The 19,141-nt window shown below is 39.2% G+C and carries 16 protein-coding genes and 1 other annotated feature; all 16 genes read right to left on the minus strand.

Going from position 1 to position 19,141, the window contains the following annotated elements; all coding sequences use genetic code 11:
• Positions 1 to 28 precede the first annotated feature (28 nt).
• The 16 genes from rpsJ to sigH all read right to left on the minus strand — a co-directional run bounded on the left by rpsJ (position 29) and on the right by sigH (position 19,078).
• Positions 29 to 337, minus strand: a complete 309-nt coding sequence (gene rpsJ, locus HR057_RS12590) for a 30S ribosomal protein S10 (protein ID WP_017754864.1) — start codon at positions 335 to 337, stop codon at positions 29 to 31.
• Between the two features lie 1,220 nt (positions 338 to 1,557).
• Positions 1,558 to 2,745: an elongation factor Tu gene (gene tuf, locus HR057_RS12595; protein ID WP_173731798.1), complete on the minus strand. Its 1,188-nt coding sequence runs from the start codon at positions 2,743 to 2,745 to the stop codon at positions 1,558 to 1,560.
• Between the two features lie 123 nt (positions 2,746 to 2,868).
• A complete protein-coding gene (gene fusA, locus HR057_RS12600; RefSeq protein ID WP_173731799.1) occupies positions 2,869 to 4,947 on the minus strand; it encodes an elongation factor G in 2,079 nt (692 codons plus the stop codon).
• 45 nt (positions 4,948 to 4,992) lie between these two features.
• A complete protein-coding gene (gene rpsG, locus HR057_RS12605) occupies positions 4,993 to 5,463 on the minus strand; it encodes a 30S ribosomal protein S7 (RefSeq protein WP_173731800.1) in 471 nt (156 codons plus the stop codon).
• A 37-nt stretch (positions 5,464 to 5,500) separates the two neighbouring features.
• The gene (rpsL, locus tag HR057_RS12610) at positions 5,501 to 5,923 is read right to left on the minus strand and encodes a 30S ribosomal protein S12 (protein ID WP_173731801.1); all 423 of its coding nucleotides are present in this window, start codon (positions 5,921 to 5,923) and stop codon (positions 5,501 to 5,503) included.
• Positions 5,924 to 6,032: 109 nt separating this feature from the next.
• Entirely contained in the window at positions 6,033 to 6,281 is a 249-nt protein-coding gene (locus tag HR057_RS12615; RefSeq protein ID WP_173731802.1) for a 50S ribosomal protein L7ae-like protein, read from the minus strand.
• An 82-nt stretch (positions 6,282 to 6,363) separates the two neighbouring features.
• On the minus strand, positions 6,364 to 9,978 hold the full coding sequence (gene rpoC / locus HR057_RS12620; RefSeq protein ID WP_173731803.1) for a DNA-directed RNA polymerase subunit beta': 3,615 nt from the start codon (positions 9,976 to 9,978) through the stop codon (positions 6,364 to 6,366).
• Positions 9,979 to 10,097: 119 nt separating this feature from the next.
• Positions 10,098 to 13,664, minus strand: coding sequence for a DNA-directed RNA polymerase subunit beta (gene rpoB / locus HR057_RS12625; protein WP_173731804.1), 3,567 nt, complete (start codon positions 13,662 to 13,664; stop codon positions 10,098 to 10,100).
• A gap of 321 nt (positions 13,665 to 13,985) precedes the next feature.
• Complete coding sequence (locus HR057_RS12630) at positions 13,986 to 14,588, minus strand: class I SAM-dependent methyltransferase (RefSeq protein ID WP_173731805.1); 603 nt, start codon at positions 14,586 to 14,588, stop codon at positions 13,986 to 13,988.
• 116 nt (positions 14,589 to 14,704) lie between these two features.
• Positions 14,705 to 15,070, minus strand: a complete 366-nt coding sequence (rplL, locus tag HR057_RS12635) for a 50S ribosomal protein L7/L12 (protein WP_173731806.1) — start codon at positions 15,068 to 15,070, stop codon at positions 14,705 to 14,707.
• Positions 15,071 to 15,132: 62 nt separating this feature from the next.
• Complete coding sequence (gene rplJ / locus HR057_RS12640) at positions 15,133 to 15,633, minus strand: 50S ribosomal protein L10 (protein ID WP_173731807.1); 501 nt, start codon at positions 15,631 to 15,633, stop codon at positions 15,133 to 15,135.
• 42 nt (positions 15,634 to 15,675) lie between these two features.
• Positions 15,676 to 15,818, minus strand: a sequence feature (ribosomal protein L10 leader region).
• 48 nt (positions 15,819 to 15,866) lie between these two features.
• Positions 15,867 to 16,568 carry a 50S ribosomal protein L1 gene (gene rplA / locus HR057_RS12645; RefSeq protein ID WP_173731808.1) on the minus strand — a complete coding sequence of 234 codons (702 nt, stop codon included), beginning with the start codon at positions 16,566 to 16,568 and terminating at the stop codon, positions 15,867 to 15,869.
• Positions 16,569 to 16,685: 117 nt separating this feature from the next.
• Complete coding sequence (rplK, locus tag HR057_RS12650) at positions 16,686 to 17,111, minus strand: 50S ribosomal protein L11 (RefSeq protein ID WP_173731809.1); 426 nt, start codon at positions 17,109 to 17,111, stop codon at positions 16,686 to 16,688.
• A gap of 178 nt (positions 17,112 to 17,289) precedes the next feature.
• The gene (gene nusG, locus HR057_RS12655; RefSeq protein WP_173731810.1) at positions 17,290 to 17,823 is read right to left on the minus strand and encodes a transcription termination/antitermination protein NusG; all 534 of its coding nucleotides are present in this window, start codon (positions 17,821 to 17,823) and stop codon (positions 17,290 to 17,292) included.
• A 281-nt stretch (positions 17,824 to 18,104) separates the two neighbouring features.
• Complete coding sequence (secE, locus tag HR057_RS12660) at positions 18,105 to 18,287, minus strand: preprotein translocase subunit SecE (RefSeq protein WP_173731811.1); 183 nt, start codon at positions 18,285 to 18,287, stop codon at positions 18,105 to 18,107.
• Positions 18,288 to 18,433: 146 nt separating this feature from the next.
• Entirely contained in the window at positions 18,434 to 19,078 is a 645-nt protein-coding gene (gene sigH, locus HR057_RS12665; RefSeq protein ID WP_173731826.1) for an RNA polymerase sporulation sigma factor SigH, read from the minus strand.
• Positions 19,079 to 19,141 lie beyond the last annotated feature (63 nt).

Genomic DNA, 19,141 nt, shown 5'->3' on the forward strand with positions numbered 1-19,141 from the left:
CTGCAATTAATAATTTTTTTATTATGAATTAAAGTTTAATTTCAATATCAACACCTGATGGCAAATCTAAACGCATTAATGAATCAACTGTTTGTGGAGTTGGATTAATGATGTCAATTAAGCGTTTATGTGTACGCATTTCAAATTGCTCACGAGAATCTTTGTATTTATGGACAGCCCGAAGAATTGTGTATACAGATTTCTCTGTTGGCAACGGAATCGGACCTGATACATTAGCGCCTGAACGCTTTGCAGTTTCAACAATTTTCTCTGCTGATTGATCAAGAATTCTGTGATCGTAAGCTTTTAAACGAATACGAATTTTTTCTTTTGCCATTATTTTCCCTCCTTTTCGCCCATTTTAAGAATAGACATACTCCGTGGAAATTTCCTTCCAACCCGCCATGGCAAAGGGGCCGGGTGTGTCAGCAACCTTCCACATCATAGCTAAAATGACCAACATCCACTATTATATAAAAATATTCAAGTGAATGCAACAATGATTGACATTTTTCATAATTCCATCAGACACTTTTTACATTATACATAGGTAATAGGCGGAATACAAGTTAAATAGCAATTGTCTTACAATTCAAATAAATTTAAAGATAAGGGTAGCGTCTTTTGGAAAATGAAGATGTGAATATAGGTGTTTATTTTGATCTTTTAACAAGTAAGAAAGCTGTCGTTGCAGACAATTTTGTATACTTATGTAGTAAAGTTACAATTTTATTTTTAACAGTTTTATTATTAATAGAAGAAAGGTGGAAGAAACTATGAAGAGGATGTCCTTTATTGTTTAAGAGGTCATATGATAAAGAGTGTTTTAGAGCTTCAAGCTGAGGAATTACAATACTTTATAGAAATGAACTTTATTTATTTTGTTTGGATGTAATAAATTAAGCCACAAATCTATTTTTTAGGATTTGATAAGAAGCGAGAAAGTGTGAATCCTTCAAGAAAAAATAACTTCACCTAGAGTGGATTATTTGCGCACTCCTTCAATACAAATCAAGATCAATCGATTAAGTGAAAAATTGAAGACTAAAGTGGCAAGCACCCCTATAATAGTTAAGTTATATTATAAAGATCAAAGGTGTATATTGCAAAATAAAAATACATAGTTTTGCAGTGCAGTTGCTCTGTAGTAACTTTACACGGAGTAGCGGGCATGATAGCCTTTTATGGTGAAGCCAGTCCTTGATAATACTGGCTTCCTGGCTTAGAAATCATGCCCGCAGAGGCTCCGTGTCAAGTTGCAATTCTCTGTATTCGATTCTGCAATACTATGTATTTTTCACCTGCAAAAAACACAAAGGTATTAGTTGAGAACTTCTTAAAATAATACTAGTTACTTATTTATTCACTATTAGGATCGGAATCATTGTCTTGGATGATACGGATTTTGTATCTTCGTTAACATATAATTTGCAACGAGTCTTTTACCAATGTATCAAAATGTTTTTTATTTTGAATTCACATCGTTTCACTAGAATTCAAACATTCTTTATATCCATAAAAAAACAGCCAGCATAAGCTGACTGTTTTTATTTTATATTATTCGATGATAGAAGATACAACGCCAGCGCCTACTGTGCGTCCGCCTTCACGGATAGAGAATTTAGTACCTTCTTCGATCGCAACTGGAGCGATAAGTTCAACTTGCATTTCAACGTTGTCTCCAGGCATAACCATTTCTGTACCTTCTGGTAACTTGATGATACCAGTTACGTCAGTAGTACGGAAATAGAATTGTGGACGATAGTTAGAGAAGAATGGAGTATGACGTCCACCTTCTTCTTTAGATAGAACGTAAACTTCTGCTTTGAAAGATTTGTGTGGTGTGATTGAACCTGGTTTTGCAAGAACTTGACCGCGTTCGATTTCGTCACGAGCAATACCACGTAACAATGCACCGATGTTGTCACCAGCTTCAGCATAGTCAAGAAGCTTGCGGAACATTTCGATACCTGTTACAGTTGTGCTCTTTGGTTCGTCTGCTAAACCAACGATTTCTACTACGTCACCAACTTTTAATTGACCGCGTTCTACACGACCAGTTGCAACTGTACCACGACCAGTGATTGAGAATACGTCTTCTACTGGCATCATGAATGGCTTGTCGGTTTCACGAACTGGATCTGGAATGTACTCGTCAACTGCGTTCATTAATTCAAGAATTTTTTCTTCCCAAGCTGCATCGCCTTCAAGTGCTTTAAGAGCTGAACCTCTGATTACTGGAATTTCGTCACCTGGGAAGTCATATTCTGATAATAGGTCGCGTACTTCCATTTCAACTAGTTCTAATAATTCTTCGTCATCAACCATGTCGCATTTGTTTAAGAATACAACAAGGTATGGTACACCTACTTGGCGAGAAAGTAGAATGTGCTCACGAGTTTGTGGCATTGGACCGTCAGTAGCAGATACTACTAGGATCGCACCGTCCATTTGCGCAGCACCAGTGATCATGTTTTTAACGTAGTCAGCGTGTCCTGGGCAGTCAACGTGTGCATAGTGGCGTTTGTCAGTTTCGTATTCAACGTGTGCAGTTGAGATTGTGATACCACGTTCTCTTTCTTCAGGAGCACCGTCGATTTGATCGTAAGCTTTAGCTTCTGCTTTACCTTGTTTAGCAAGTACAGCTGTAATAGCAGCAGTAAGAGTTGTTTTACCATGGTCAACGTGTCCAATAGTACCGACGTTTACGTGCGGTTTTGAACGGTCAAATTTAGCTTTTGCCATTAGAGATTTCCTCCTTGAATTTATATTGATTTATAATTTTTTATATGTAAGGGATGGGAATTCAAAGAATTCCCATTTACCAACTTACTATACATAAAATTGGGTTGCATTGTCAATTTTATATTATTCGCCGGTATTTTTCTTAATAATTTCGTCAGCGATTGACTTAGGCACTTCTTCATAGTGGTCGAAATGCATTGTATATGTTCCACGGCCTTGCGTATTAGAACGCAATGCAGTTGCATAACCAAACATTTCAGCAAGCGGTACCATCGCACGTACTACTTGCGCATTACCGCGAGCTTCCATACCTTCTACACGACCACGACGAGAAGTGATGTCACCCATGATATCACCCATGTATTCTTCAGGGACAACAACTTCTACTTTCATGACCGGCTCAAGTAATACTGGGTTACATTTGTTTTTCGCAGCTTTTAGTGCCATTGATGCAGCTACTTTAAATGCCATTTCACTTGAGTCAACATCATGGTAAGATCCGTCGAACAATGTCGCTTTTACATCAATGATTGGATATCCTGCAAGGACACCATTTTTCATTGCATCTTCTAATCCAGCTTGGATAGCTGGGATGTAATCTTTAGGTACTACACCACCAACGATCGCATTAACAAATTCGAAACCTTTACCTTCTTCATTTGGTTCGAACTTGATCCATACGTGACCGTATTGTCCGCGACCACCAGACTGACGAACGAATTTACCTTCGCACTCAGCTGCTTGACGGAATGTTTCACGATAAGAAACTTGTGGTGCACCAACATTAGCTTCAACTTTGAATTCACGTCTTAAACGGTCAACGATAATATCTAAGTGAAGCTCACCCATACCAGAGATGATTGTTTGTCCTGTTTCTGGGTTAGTCTCTGTACGGAATGTTGGATCTTCTTCAGCAAGCTTTTGTAAAGCAAGACCCATTTTATCTTGGTCTGCTTTTGTTTTTGGCTCAACTGATAAAGAAATAACTGGTTCAGGGAATACCATTGACTCTAAGATAACTGGATTCTTATCATCGCAAAGTGTATCCCCAGTTGTTGTATCTTTCAAACCAACAGCTGCTGCGATATCACCCGCATATACTGCAGGGATTTCTTCGCGGTGGTTTGCGTGCATTTGTAGAATACGTCCAATTCTTTCGCGTTTGCCTTTTGTTGAGTTCAATACGTAAGAACCAGCATTTAAGATACCAGAGTACACGCGGAAGAATGTAAGTTTACCTACATATGGGTCTGTCATAATCTTGAATGCTAGCGCAGAGAATGGTGCATCATCACTAGCTTCGCGAGTAGTTTCTTCTTCTGTGTCAGGTAAAGTACCTTTAATAGCTGGAATATCAACAGGAGAAGGCAAATAATCAAGAACAGCGTCAAGCATTTTTTGAACGCCTTTGTTTTTAAATGCAGAACCGCATAGTACAGGATAGAATTCTACATTTATTGTAGCTTTACGAATAGCCGCTTTAAGTTCATCGTTTGAAATTTCTTCACCTTCAAGATATTTCATCATAAGCTCTTCGTCTAATTCAGCAACAGCTTCGATGAGCTTTCCGCGGTATTCTTCAGCCATACCTTTCAATTCTTCCGGAATTTCTTTCACTTGGATATCCGTTCCAAGGTCGTTTCCGTAGAATGTTGCATTCATTTCGATAAGGTCAATAATACCTTCGAATTGGTCTTCTGCTCCAATTGGCAATTGCACTGGATGAGCATTAGCACCTAAACGATCATGGAGCGTTTTAACAGAATATAAGAAGTCGGCACCAATTTTGTCCATTTTATTGACAAAAACAATACGAGGTACGCCGTAAGTAGTTGCTTGGCGCCAAACTGTTTCTGTTTGTGGTTCAACACCTGATTGAGCATCAAGGACTGCAACTGCACCATCTAATACGCGAAGAGAACGCTCAACTTCTACAGTGAAGTCTACGTGTCCTGGTGTATCGATGATGTTAATGCGATGTCCTTTCCATTGTGCTGTTGTTGCAGCAGAAGTGATCGTGATACCACGTTCTTGCTCCTGCTCCATCCAGTCCATTTGAGAAGCTCCTTCGTGAGTTTCTCCAATTTTATGAATACGGCCAGTATAGAAAAGAATACGTTCTGTAGTTGTCGTTTTACCGGCATCGATGTGAGCCATGATACCGATATTACGCGTTTTTTCTAAGGAGAACTCTCTTGCCATCTATACTTCTCCTTCCTTCTTCGGAAATTAATAAGTGTGATTATTTTACCAACGATAGTGTGCGAATGCTTTGTTCGCTTCTGCCATTTTGTGTGTATCTTCGCGTTTTTTCACTGATGCACCTGTATTATTAGCTGCATCCATGATTTCGTTCGCTAAACGTTCTTCCATAGTTTTTTCGCCGCGAGTGCGTGCGTATTGTACTAACCAACGCAAGCCTAGAGTTGTACGGCGTTCTGGACGAACTTCTACTGGTACTTGATAGTTTGCACCGCCGACACGACGAGCGCGCACTTCAAGAACAGGCATGATGTTCTTAAGTGCTTGTTCGAATACTTCCATAGGATCATTGCCAGTACGTTCTCTAATAATATCAAACGCATTGTAAAGAATTGTTTGCGCTTTTCCTTTTTTACCGTCTACCATGATTTGATTAATCAAACGAGTAATAAGCTTAGAATTATAGATAGGATCAGGTAATACGTCTCTGCGAGGAACAGGACCTTTACGTGGCATATGATACCCTCCCTTCATCGAATTTATTTATTATCCATTATTTTTTCGCTGCTTTTGGTTTCTTAGTACCATATTTTGAGCGGCCTTGCATACGGTTGTTAACACCAGCTGTATCCAATGCGCCGCGTACAATGTGGTAACGTACACCCGGTAGGTCCTTAACACGACCGCCGCGGATCAACACTACGCTGTGTTCTTGTAGATTGTGTCCAATACCAGGAATGTATGCAGTTACCTCAATTCCATTTGTTAAGCGGACACGCGCATATTTACGTAATGCTGAGTTTGGCTTCTTCGGAGTCATAGTTCCCACACGAGTACAAACTCCACGTTTTTGCGGAGAAGAAAGATTTGTTTGTTCTTTCTTCATGCTGTTATAGCCTTTGTTTAATGCAGGAGACTTAGATTTTACGATTTTGCTTTTACGTCCCTTGCGAACTAATTGGTTCATTGTAGGCATGTCGATTTCCTCCTTTCTTTTTTATGTCCACATACCCAGGTGGTTCATTTTTTGGTCAAAAACAATGTTTTTGATAGAGCGGCTTTAAAACCGCTCCTCAAAAACATTTTTAACCTTTTATTGCTACTGTCGCAGCTCCGACTTCTATCCCACAAGCTTTTCCAAGCTTTTTCATCGAATCGACTTTGAAAATAGGAATTCCATTCTCTTCTGCTGCTACCAGTACTTTATTTGTCACTCGCTGATCTGCATCTTCAGCGATAATGACCTCGATGACCTGTTTTTCTTTAATGGCTTTAAGAGTTTGTTTTGTACCAATAACCAACTCTTTCGCCTGTGATACTTTTTCATAAGACATGTAAAATATCCTCCAAAGCATCTTTAATAAAAATACCTTTGTTATAATAGCATTCTTAAAAAACAATGTCAATAACATAATTTTATTCTTTTGAAACTAAATTTTTCTGATCAGATCCTTCTTGCTCTTTATTTAGAATTTTATCAAACTTCACTTTACGGTATCTGAGCATTCCAGTTCCTGCCGGTACAAGCTTACCAATAATAACATTTTCTTTAAGTCCTAATAACTCATCGCGCTTACCTTTGATTGCTGCATCTGTTAATACTCTTGTTGTTTCTTGGAATGAAGCAGCGGATAAGAACGATTCTGTTTCTAGAGAAGCTTTTGTAATACCAAGCAATACTGGACGTGCTACAGCTGGGCGGCCACCTTTTAGAAGTACAGCACGATTTGCTTCTCTAAATTGATGTACATCTAACAGCGAACCAGGCAAGACTTCAGTGTCGCCTGCATCAACGATGCGAACTTTGCGAAGCATTTGTCGTACCATTACTTCAATATGTTTGTCGCCAATTTCTACCCCTTGCATCCGGTATACTTTTTGAACTTCACGAAGCAAGTATTCTTGAACGCCATCGATTCCACGTACTTTGAGCAGCTCTTTTGGATCGATGGAACCTTCTGTTAATTCCTGTCCAGCAACAACTTTTTCCCCTACTGCCACCTTTAATCTTGAACCGTATGGTGCAGTATAAGTACGTAATTCTACATCTCCTTGAATTACAATTTCTTGTTTATCTTTTACTTCATTAATTTGTGATACAATACCTGAAATCTCAGAGATAACCGCTTGACCTTTTGGATTGCGTGCCTCAAATAGCTCTTGAACACGCGGCAAACCTTGAGTAATATCGTCTCCTGCAACCCCACCAGTATGGAACGTACGCATTGTTAACTGGGTACCTGGTTCACCAATGGATTGCGCAGCGATAATACCAACAGCTTCACCAACTTCAACATCTTGGCCAGTTGCCAAGTTGCGGCCATAGCATTTCTTACAAACACCGGCACGAGTGTCGCAAGTAAATGCAGACCTGATTTTCACTTCTTCAATACCCGCATTTACAATTGCTGAAGCAATATCTTCTGTGATTTGTTCATTTCTTCTTACTAAAATTTCTCCAGTTTCAGGATGCTTCACTGTTTCGAAAGCTGTGCGGCCTATGAGACGTTCGTACAATGTTTCAACCGTTTCTGTACCATCTTTAAGTGTTCTCACAACTAAGCCGCGATCTGTTTTACAATCATCTTCACGAACAATTACGTCTTGGGCAACATCGACGAGACGTCGTGTCAAATAACCTGAGTCTGCTGTCTTCAGTGCCGTGTCAGCAAGACCTTTCCGCGCACCATGTGTCGAAATAAAGTACTCTAACACCGTTAAACCTTCTCGGAAGCTAGACTTAATTGGCAACTCGATGATTCGTCCAGCTGGGTTTGCCATCAATCCGCGCATACCAGCTAATTGTGTAAAGTTCGACGCGTTACCCCGTGCACCAGAATCGCTCATCATGAAAATTGGGTTCGTCATATCTAGGCTATCCATCAATTTCTTCTGGATTTCATCCTTAGCAGAACTCCAAATTGAAATAACACGATCATAGCGCTCTTCGTCTGTAATTAAACCGCGTCTGAATTGTTTCAAGACAGTAGCGATCTTGTCTTCTGCTTTTTGCAGAATTTCTTGTTTTTCTGGCAAGACAATAATATCAGCCACACCAACGGTGATACCTGCCTTTGTAGAATATTTAAAGCCAAGATCTTTCATCCGGTCTAGCATTTTAGAAGTTTCGGTAATATGGTACCTCTTGAACACTTCTGCAATGATGCTTCCAAGATTCTTTTTCTTGAATGGAGCAACAAGCTCCCGCTTTGCAATTTCTTCTTTAATATTTGTACCTTTTGGAACAAAGTATTTATCTGGTGTTTTGTTCTCTAAGTTTTCTTTCGTTGGCTCATTAATGTACGGGAATGATTTTGGCAATATTTCATTAAATATTAATTTACCAACTGTTGTTAGCAAGAGCATGTTATTTTGCTCTTCTGTAAAAGTTGCGTTTTTCAAAGATCCTGCAGCAATAGCAATACGGCTGTGCAAATGTACATAGCCATTGTGATATGCAATTAATGCCTCATCTGTATCTTTGAACACCATTCCTTCACCAATAGCTCCGGCGCGTTCAATTGTTAAATAGTAGTTTCCAAGCACCATGTCTTGTGAAGGTGTAACGACTGGTTTACCATCTTTCGGGTTCAAAATATTTTGTGCTGCAAGCATTAACAATCTTGCTTCCGCTTGCGCCTCTGCAGATAACGGTACGTGTACTGCCATTTGGTCACCGTCAAAGTCCGCATTATAGGCTGTACATACTAGTGGATGCAAGCGAATTGCACGGCCTTCAACTAGTGTTGGTTCGAATGCTTGAATTCCGAGCCTATGTAGTGTAGGGGCACGGTTTAATAGAACAGGGTGTTCCTTAATAACTTCTTCAAGTACATCCCAAACTTCTGGTTGCACTCTTTCAATTTTTCTCTTAGCGCTCTTAATATTGTGTGCCAATCCTTTGGCTACTAATTCTTTCATAACAAATGGCTTGAACAATTCCAACGCCATTTCTTTCGGTAATCCGCATTGATACATTTTTAGGTTCGGACCTACAACGATAACGGAACGTCCGGAATAGTCTACACGTTTACCTAGTAGGTTTTGACGGAACCGGCCCTGTTTACCTTTTAGCATATGTGATAATGATTTTAACGGACGGTTACCAGGTCCTGTTACTGGACGACCGCGACGGCCGTTGTCAATCAATGCATCAACTGCTTCTTGAAGCATCCGTTTTTCGTTTTGGACAATAATATTTGGAGCACCTAAATCCAATAAGCGTTTCAAACGATTATTACGGTTAATAACGCGACGATATAAGTCATTCAAGTCAGAAGTTGCAAAACGTCCTCCATCTAATTGAACCATCGGACGCAATTCTGGCGGAATGACTGGGAGCACATCTAAAACCATCCAAGATGGATCATTTCCAGAGTTGCGGAAAGCCTCAAGAACTTCCAATCGCTTGATGGCACGAGTACGGCGTTGGCCTTGGGCTGTTGCAAGTTCTTCTTTTAAAGCAGCAACTTCTTTATCTAAATCGATATCTTGTAATAATTTTTTGATCGCTTCCGCACCCATTTGTGCCTGGAACGATTGCCCATATTTTTCACGGTATGTTCTATATTCTTTTTCAGACAGTAATTGTTTCTTTTCCAATGGTGTATTTCCTGGATCCGTTACTACATAAGAAGCAAAATAAATAACTTCTTCAAGTGCACGCGGCGACATATCAAGCGCCAATCCCATACGGCTTGGAATCCCCTTGAAATACCAAATATGTGATACTGGTGCAGCCAACTCAATATGACCCATGCGATCACGACGTACTTTTGATCGGGTTACTTCAACACCACAACGGTCACAAACTACACCTTTATAGCGAACACGTTTATATTTTCCACAATGACATTCCCAGTCTTTAGTCGGACCAAAAATGCGCTCACAAAATAATCCGTCTTTTTCTGGCTTTAATGTCCGATAATTGATTGTTTCCGGCTTTTTAACTTCACCATATGACCATGAACGTATTTTATCTGGTGATGCCAAACCGATCTTCATATACTCAAAATTATTTACGTCCAACAAAGGGCCTACCTCCCTTAAAATTGAAACTTTATAGCTGTCCCAAATCATTGCTTTTCCATGTGGTAATAGCATTCGTATTTGGGACAGCCTTATCGTTTACAAAAGAGTATTTACCTCTTTTATTTTTCTACAGGCGTAGCAGTTTTTTCTTCATTTTTTAAAATTTCATTTGTTTCCATTGAATGGACTTCTCGTTCTCTGTCATCATCATCGTCAAAGTCGCGCAATTCAATTTCTTCTTCATCGCTAGAAAGCATTTTAACATCCATACCTAAGCTTTGAAGTTCTTTAATCAATACTTTAAATGATTCAGGAACACCAGGCTCTGGAACACTTTCTCCTTTGACGATCGCTTCATATGTTTTAACGCGTCCGACGACATCGTCTGATTTTACAGTTAAGATTTCTTGTAAAGTATAGGCAGCCCCGTATGCTTCAAGTGCCCAAACTTCCATTTCCCCAAAGCGCTGACCACCAAATTGCGCTTTACCGCCAAGCGGTTGTTGCGTAACAAGGGAATAAGGACCTGTTGAACGGGCATGCAATTTGTCGTCAACCATGTGGGCAAGCTTGATCATATACATGATACCAACGGAAACACGATTATCAAACGGTTCTCCTGTACGTCCATCATAGAGGATTGTTTTCGCATCCTTCGCCATTCCTGCTTCTTCGATCGTAGCCCATACATCATCTTCAGTTGCACCATCAAAGACCGGTGAAGCAACATGGATGCCGAGATTACGGGCAGCCATACCTAAATGTAGCTCTAATACCTGACCGATATTCATCCGCGAAGGTACCCCTAACGGATTTAACATGATATCAATCGGAGTTCCATCAGGTAAGAATGGCATATCCTCTTCTGGAAGAATTCTTGAGATAACCCCTTTGTTACCGTGGCGACCAGCCATCTTATCGCCCTCATGGATTTTACGTTTCTGTACAATAAAGACGCGTACCAATTGGTTTACACCTGGTGGTAATTCGTCACCATCTTCGCGGTTAAAGATTCTTACATCCAAGATAATTCCGCCACCGCCATGTGGTACACGAAGTGAAGTATCGCGGACTTCTCTGGCCTTCTCACCAAAGATTGCGTGCAACAACCTTTCTTCCGCTGAAAGTTCTGTTACACCTTTAGGTGTCACTTTTCCTACCAGGATGTCCCCATCTTTCACTTCAGCGCCAATACGTACAATCCCACGTTCATCCAAATTGCGAAGGGCATCTTCACCAACGTTTGGAATATCACGTGTAATTTCCTCTGGTCCAAGCTTTGTATCACGTGCTTCAGATTCGTATTCTTCAATATGGATTGATGTATAAACATCATCTTTAACTAGACGTTCACTCATGATGATGGCATCCTCATAGTTATAGCCATCCCATGTCATGAATGCAACTAACACGTTACGGCCCAGTGCTAGTTCTCCTTTGTCCATTGACGGACCGTCTGCTAAAATTTCTCCTTTTTTCACTTCATCGCCAACTTTTACAATTGGACGTTGGTTATAGCAAGTTCCTTGGTTGGAACGCTTAAATTTCAATAGTTCATATTTATCAAGGTCGCCTTTGACTTTTTGACCATCAACTTCCACAATACGGCGAACATGGATATAGCTTGCTTCTACATGTTCGACGATACCATCGTGCTTGCAAATAACAGCTGCACCGGAATCTTTACCATTCACATACTCCATTCCTGTACCAACTATTGGCGCTTCTGGAACGAGCAATGGAACTGCTTGACGCTGCATGTTGGCACCCATAAGAGCACGGTTTGAGTCGTCATTCTCTAAGAATGGAATACAAGCTGTTGCCGCGGATACAACTTGTTTTGGAGAAACGTCCATATAGTCAACAAGTTCTCGCTTAACCTTTGTATTTTCACCGCGGAAACGAACGACAACTTCTTCATCGAGGAATGAACCGTCTTCTGCAAGTCTTGCATTTGCTTGGGCAACAATATAGTTATCTTCCTCATCAGCAGTCAAATAATCAATTTGATTTGTAACTCTACCTGTTTCAGGATCTACTTTACGGTAAGGTGTTTCAATAAATCCAAAACGATTCACTTTCGCGTAAGTAGATAACGAGTTAATCAAACCGATGTTAGGACCTTCTGGTGTTTCAATCGGACACATCCGCCCATAATGCGAATAGTGAACATCCCGCACTTCAAATCCAGCACGTTCGCGAGTTAATCCACCAGGTCCTAAAGCAGATAAGCGGCGTTTATGCGTTAACTCTGCCAACGGATTTGTTTGGTCCATAAATTGTGAAAGCTGTGAACTTCCAAAGAACTCTTTTATAGCTGCAATGACTGGACGAATATTAATTAGCGCCTGTGGCGTAATATTATTGGCATCTTGAATAGACATCCGTTCACGAACAACACGTTCCATCCTGGAAAGCCCAATTCTAAATTGGTTTTGCAATAGTTCCCCGACAGAACGCAAACGACGGTTGCCTAAATGATCTATATCATCGGTGTCGCCGACTTGATACAAAAGATTAAAGAAATAACTAATTGATGCAATAATATCTGCTGGTGTTATATTTTTAATATTTTCATCGACATTGGCATTGCCAATTACATTAATAATTTTCTCCCCATCCATATCCTTAGGGGCATAGATTTTAATTGATTGAACAGTAATATCGTCTTCAAAAACACCGCCGTAAGGCTTTAACACTTTTAAACCAATATTCTTTTCAAGATATGGCAAAATCTTATCGAGTGTACGGCGATCTAGCACTGCGCCTTTTTCAACCAATACTTCCCCTGTTTCAGGATCAACCAATGTTTCCGCGATCCGCTGATTGAATAAGCGGTTTTTAATATGAAGCTTTTTATTAATTTTATAACGGCCTACATTGGCTAAGTCATAACGTTTTGGATCGAAAAAGCGCGATACTAGTAAGTTCTTTGCATTTTCCACTGTTGGAGGCTCTCCTGGACGGAGGCGCTCATAGATTTCCAACAAAGCTTTTTCAGTAGATTCTGTGTTGTCTTTTTCCAATGTATTTCTTAAGTATTCATTATCGCCTATTAAATCAATAATATCTTTGTCATTCCCGAAGCCTAATGCACGCAATAAAACAGTTACAGGCAATTTGCGTGTACGGTCGATACGAACATATACAACATCTTTTGCGTCTGTTTCATATTCTAACCAAGCTCCGCGGTTCGGGATGACGGTAGCCGAAAAACCTTTTTTCCCGTTTTTATCGATCTTGCCGCTATAATAAACACTTGGTGAACGAACAAGCTGGGATACAATAACCCGTTCGGCTCCATTAATGATAAACGTTCCCGTTTCAGTCATTAATGGAAAATCTCCCATGAAGACATCTTGTTCTTTAACTTCACCAGTTTCCTTGTTAATCAAACGCACTTTTACCCGCAAAGGTGCCGAATATGTAACATCTCGCTGCTTTGCTTCAGCTATTGAGTATTTCGGTTCACCTAAACTATAGTCAATAAATTCAAGTGATAGGTTTCCGGTAAAATCCTCAATAGGGGAGATGTCTGCAAACATCTCTCTTAATCCCTCATCAAGAAACCATTTGTAGGAAGAGAGTTGAATTTCAATTAGATTTGGTAATTCCAGCACCTCGCTGATTCGCGCATAACTTCTGCGCTGGCGGTGGCGTCCATACTGAATTAGTTGACCTGTCAACTGATTCACCCCTCAAAATAAAACGTATTATTTGAAAAAGCACAATTCCTTTTTCTGCGGCAGTTTTTTAGAAACAAGCCTCTTGCTTTTGGGGCAAAGACTTGCAACTGCTGAAAAAAGGTTTTGAGCGTACTACCGCTGAAAAAATAAAAATAAAGAAAAAAAGGCTTCTATTCATAGAAGAAAGCACATTAAAATAAAAATATCCATATTTACCATTTTTGCCAAATCCTATTCTTTTATACACAAATTAGAAATCATATCTCATTCAAATGTACATTCATTGGCATTTTATAATCTTACCATAACCAAAATTAACCGTCAACATTTTCTCGATTTTATGATATAATATCCCTTTTTTTTCTCAACTGTCTCAACTTCACTAAACAATGATTTCAGCTTTTCTATCGCTGACGGTGCTCCTTGTTTTTTTTGGATCACAATCCACAGCTCGCCATTTTCAGCCAAATGTTCATAGGCTTTTTCGAAAATTTCATAAACTACTTTTTTTCCAGCACGAATTGGCGGGTTTGATACGATTGCTGCAAACTTGTTCGTTTTAACATTTTGAAAAAGATTACTTTGATAGATTGAGACGTTTTTTACACGATTTTGCTCGCTATTTATTTTTGCTAGTTGCAATGCTCTTTCATTAACATCAATCATTTCAACAAGCCGTTCCGGGTAACTTTTGGCAAGTGCAAGACCAATTGGCCCATATCCGCAACCAACATCTAAAATATTTCCGGAGATTTCAGGCATAACAAATGTTTCAATTAACAATTTTGATCCAAAATCAACTTCACTTTTTGAGAAAACACCTAAATCTGAGGTAAAAAGAAATGAGTAGCCTCTAAGATGATACGTAAAATGAAAAGGCTTGCTTTCTACTGAAGGTTTGTTGGTATAGTAATGTTCGGTCATTTGTTTTTTCGCTACCCCTTTATTTCATTTTTTGGGTTAACTAGAGGAATTTGTATTATGTCCTTAATTTTTTATAAAAAAAGCCCGCTCTAGATGAGCGAGCTTTTTTACTATCATTACTTAATTTCAACGTTAGCTCCAACTTCTTCAAGTTTAGCTTTGATGTCTTCTGCTTCTTCTTTAGATACGCCTTCTTTAAGCGGTTTTGGAGTGTTATCAACAAGGTCTTTAGCTTCTTTTAAGCCAAGGCCAGTGATTTCACGAACAACTTTGATAACTTTAATTTTTTGATCGCCAGCGCTAGCTAAGATAACATCAAATTCAGTTTTTTCTTCAGCAGCAGCGCCACCTGCAACAGCGCCACCCATAACAACTGGAGCAGCTGCAGTTACGCCAAACTCTTCCTCAATAGCTTTTACTAGGTCATTTAATTCTAAAACAGTCATATTTTTAACCGCTTCAATGATTTGTTCTTTAGTCATTTGAATGTTCCTCCTTAGTTTTCATTTAAATTTTCATTTAAATTATTAAATTTATTGCGATATTAAGCACCTTGTTCTTCTTTTTGTTCAGCAACAGCTTTAGTAACAAGTGCAAAGTTGCGAATTGGAGCTTGCAATACGCTAAGCAACATAGAAAGCAATCCTTCGCGAGATGGAAGTTCAGCTAACGCTTTAACTTCTTCAACTGTTGCAATGTTTCCTTCGATGATACCTGCTTTAATTTCTAAATCCTCATGTTTTTTAGCAAACTCGTTAAGGATTTTTGCAGGAGCCACTACATCTTCGACACCAAAAGCAACCGCAGTTGGTCCAACTAACTTGTCATTAAGCGCTGCAAAGTCAGTAGCTTCAGCTGCACGACGCATTAAAGTATTTTTATATACTTTAAACTCAACGCCTGCTTCACGTAATTGTTTACGCAGTTCAGTTACTTCAGCAACATCAAGTCCACGATAATCAACAAAGACGACTGATTTGCTTTCACGTAACTTTTCAGAGATTTCTTGAACGATTTGTTTCTTTTGTTCAATAATCGCGCTCATTTTGACACCTCCTGTAAATTTTCTATACCGTACTGTGTTTTTTCGGTTAATAGAAAAGCCCCCATGCGTAGACATGGAGGCACTATAGATCCGTTCACTTCACTGCAACAGATTTATAAAAAACACCTCGGTAGGATATTAAGCCTTAAAGCACCTACTGTCTACGGTATATGGCTTATATAATTTTCAAACAACACGTGTTATTATAAACTTCTATTACTTATTTGTCAAACTTATTTACCAAGTAAAATTGGGGCAACATCAACTTTAATACCAGGTCCCATTGTAGATGCAATTGTTACATTCTTCATATATGTTCCTTTTGCAGCAGCTGGTTTTGCTTTTTGAATTGTTTCAACGATTGTTGTTAAGTTTTCAACAAGCTTCGCATCTTCAAAAGATACTTTACCAATTGGTACATGAATATTTCCAGCTTTATCAACGCGGTATTCAACTTTACCAGCTTTAATATCTTGAACAGCTTTTGCTACATCGAATGTAACTGTACCTGTTTTTGGGTTTGGCATTAAACCTTTTGGACCTAACACGCGTCCAAGTTTACCAACTTCACCCATCATATCAGGAGTTGCAACTACAACATCAAAGTCAAACCAACCTTGTTGGATTTTGTTGATGTATTCTGCATCGCCAACATAATCAGCACCTGCAGCTTCTGCTTCTTTAATTTTTTCCCCTTTTGCAAACACTAGCACACGTTGTGTTTTACCAGTTCCATGCGGAAGAACAACTGCACCACGAATTTGTTGATCAGCTTTCTTTGGATCTACGCCAAGACGGAAAGCAACTTCAACACTTTCATCAAATTTAGCAGTTGCTGTTTTCTTCACTAATTCAACAGCTTCTTGTACCGGATAAGCTTTTGTACGGTCAACAAGCTTAGCAAGTTCTTGATATCTTTTGCCTCTTTTAGCCATTTAAAAATCCTCCTCACATGTGGTTATAACGGTTTTACCTCCCACGAATAAAGGTTGCGAGCGGTGTTTAGCCATTTTCCTCGCAACCTCTGCCAATCACCTTAGCAACTTCTGGGATTAGTCTTCAATAACGATTCCCATGCTGCGTGCTGTACCCTCAACCATACGCATAGCAGCTTCTACGCTTGCTGCGTTAAGGTCAGGCATTTTTGTTTCAGCAATTTCACGCACTTTGTCACGCTTAACTGTTGCAACTTTTTTCTTATTTGGCTCACCAGAACCAGACTCGATTCCAGCAGCTTTCTTAAGAAGTACAGCAGCAGGCGGAGTTTTTGTAATAAACGTGAATGAACGGTCTTCAAACACCGTAATTTCAACAGGGATGATTAGTCCAGCTTGTTCAGCTGTACGAGCGTTAAACTCTTTACAGAATCCCATGATGTTTACACCTGCTTGACCTAATGCAGGACCAACTGGCGGTGCTGGATTAGCTTTACCGGCAGGAATTTGAAGTTTTACTACTTTAATAACTTTTTTAGCCACGAGACACACCTCCTTAAAGTCCGTGATGTGGTAAAATTAGGCCTTATTAAGACCCTCCCACTCATATCCTATATATCAACAATAGCCTCTTTCATTTGAGACCCATAGGAAACACATGAATTTTATCATTTATTAGACAAATTTGCAAGTTTTTTTGCATGCAATTTCTGTTTAAATGTTATAAAGGCTCAATTTGTGTAAATTCCAGTTCAACAGGAGTTTCCCTTCCAAACATATTTACGTGCACTTTCACTTTTTGTTTATCCATATCAATTTCTTCAATTGTTCCTGTGAAATTCTTAAACGGACCTTCAATGACACGGACAGTATCTTTAATAGCAAAATTGACTTCTGTCTGAACTTTGTCCAATCCCATTCTTTTTAGAATGGCATTTACTTCTTCTGTTTGAAGAGGAACCGGTTTTGATCCGGAACCTGTTGACCCTACAAACCCTGTCACACCAGGAGTATTTCTGACAACATACCATGAGTCATCGGTCATAATTAGCTCGACTAAAACGTACCCAGGGAAAACCTTTTTCTTAACGACTTTCTTTTTGCCATTTTTGATTTCATTTTCTTCTTCTTCAGGGACGACAATGCGGAAAATTTTATCCTGCATACCCATGGATTCCACTCGTTTTTCCAAGTTTGCTTTTACTTTATTTTCATACCCTGAATAAGTATGAACAACATACCAATTCTTTTCCATTAACGTAGGACACTAATAGTCCATTCCCTCCCTATCGGATTATCAAACAGGTGCTATCGTTTTTATATACGACTTGCGGATTTCGCAACCTTTCTACGATTAGCCCACCTCAACTTTTCCTTTGTTGTGTTCTTTTGATCCTAGATGTATCTAATTCCATCGTTGATTGTATAGGGCTTTTCCTTTTTCGTATAAACACGAAAAAACCCGCAAGCGGGTTTAGATTCCTGTATTCCCTTTATTATACAACATTATACTACATTTAGACGCAAAAAAGGAAATCAACCGAGTATTAAGCGTATGAGTTTTGAAATTCCCAAATCAACAACTGTAAAAAACAAAGCTACAAATGTGACCGTAACAATAACAGTGATTGTATATTTCGTTAATTCTTTTTTCTTCGGCCAGCTGACTTTTTTCATTTCACGAACTACATCACGAAGGAATTTAATTAACCGTTGCATGCATGTACCTCCAACTTGACAAGCCTGTTCCCATATTTTCGGGCTTGTCCTAAATATATCAATCAGTATATAATATCCCCATTTTCATATTTTCACTTGTAAAACTGTACCATACGACTAGAACCATGTCAATGTAAAAAGGGAAATTACATCGTAATTTCCCTTAGTTCCAAATAGCGCTCAAGTTTTCGTTTTACCCTTTGAAGAGCATTATCAATTGATTTAACATGGCGATTTAAGTCTTCGGAGATTTCTTGATATGTACGACCATCTAGATATAGGTTCAACACCTTTCTCTCCAAATCACTTAAAATTTCAGCCATTTTCACTTCTATATCAACAAATTCTTCTTGGTTAATGATTAATTCTTCAGGATCAAGAGTCTTCGTTCCGGAGATAACATCGAGTAAAGTTCGGTCAGATTCTTCATCATAAATCGGCTTGTCCAATGATACATAAGAATTTAATGGAATATGTTTTTGTCTTGTGGCGGTTTTTATCGCTGTAATGATTTGTCTTGTGATGCACAATTCTGCAAATGCTTTAAACGATGATAACTTGTCCTCTTTGAAGTCGCGGATTGCTTTATACAGACCGATCATGCCTTCTTGAACGATATCTTCACGATCTGCTCCAATTAAAAAATAAGACCTGGCTTTTGCCCGTACAAAATTTTTGTATTTATGAATTAAATACTCTAGCGCTTCTATAGAACCCGCGTGGACTTGTTCAACTACTTCTTCATCCTCTAGATGTTCTAAATCTTTGATCGCATTTTCTTTGAGGTGCATGCTCACTCTTTGATCCCTCCGTCCACAACCGATGCATATAGCTAGTAATATTATACAGGAGGT

This window comes from Calidifontibacillus erzurumensis (assembly GCF_013303125.1).
Lineage (GTDB): Bacteria > Bacillota > Bacilli > Bacillales > Bacillaceae_J > Calidifontibacillus > Calidifontibacillus erzurumensis.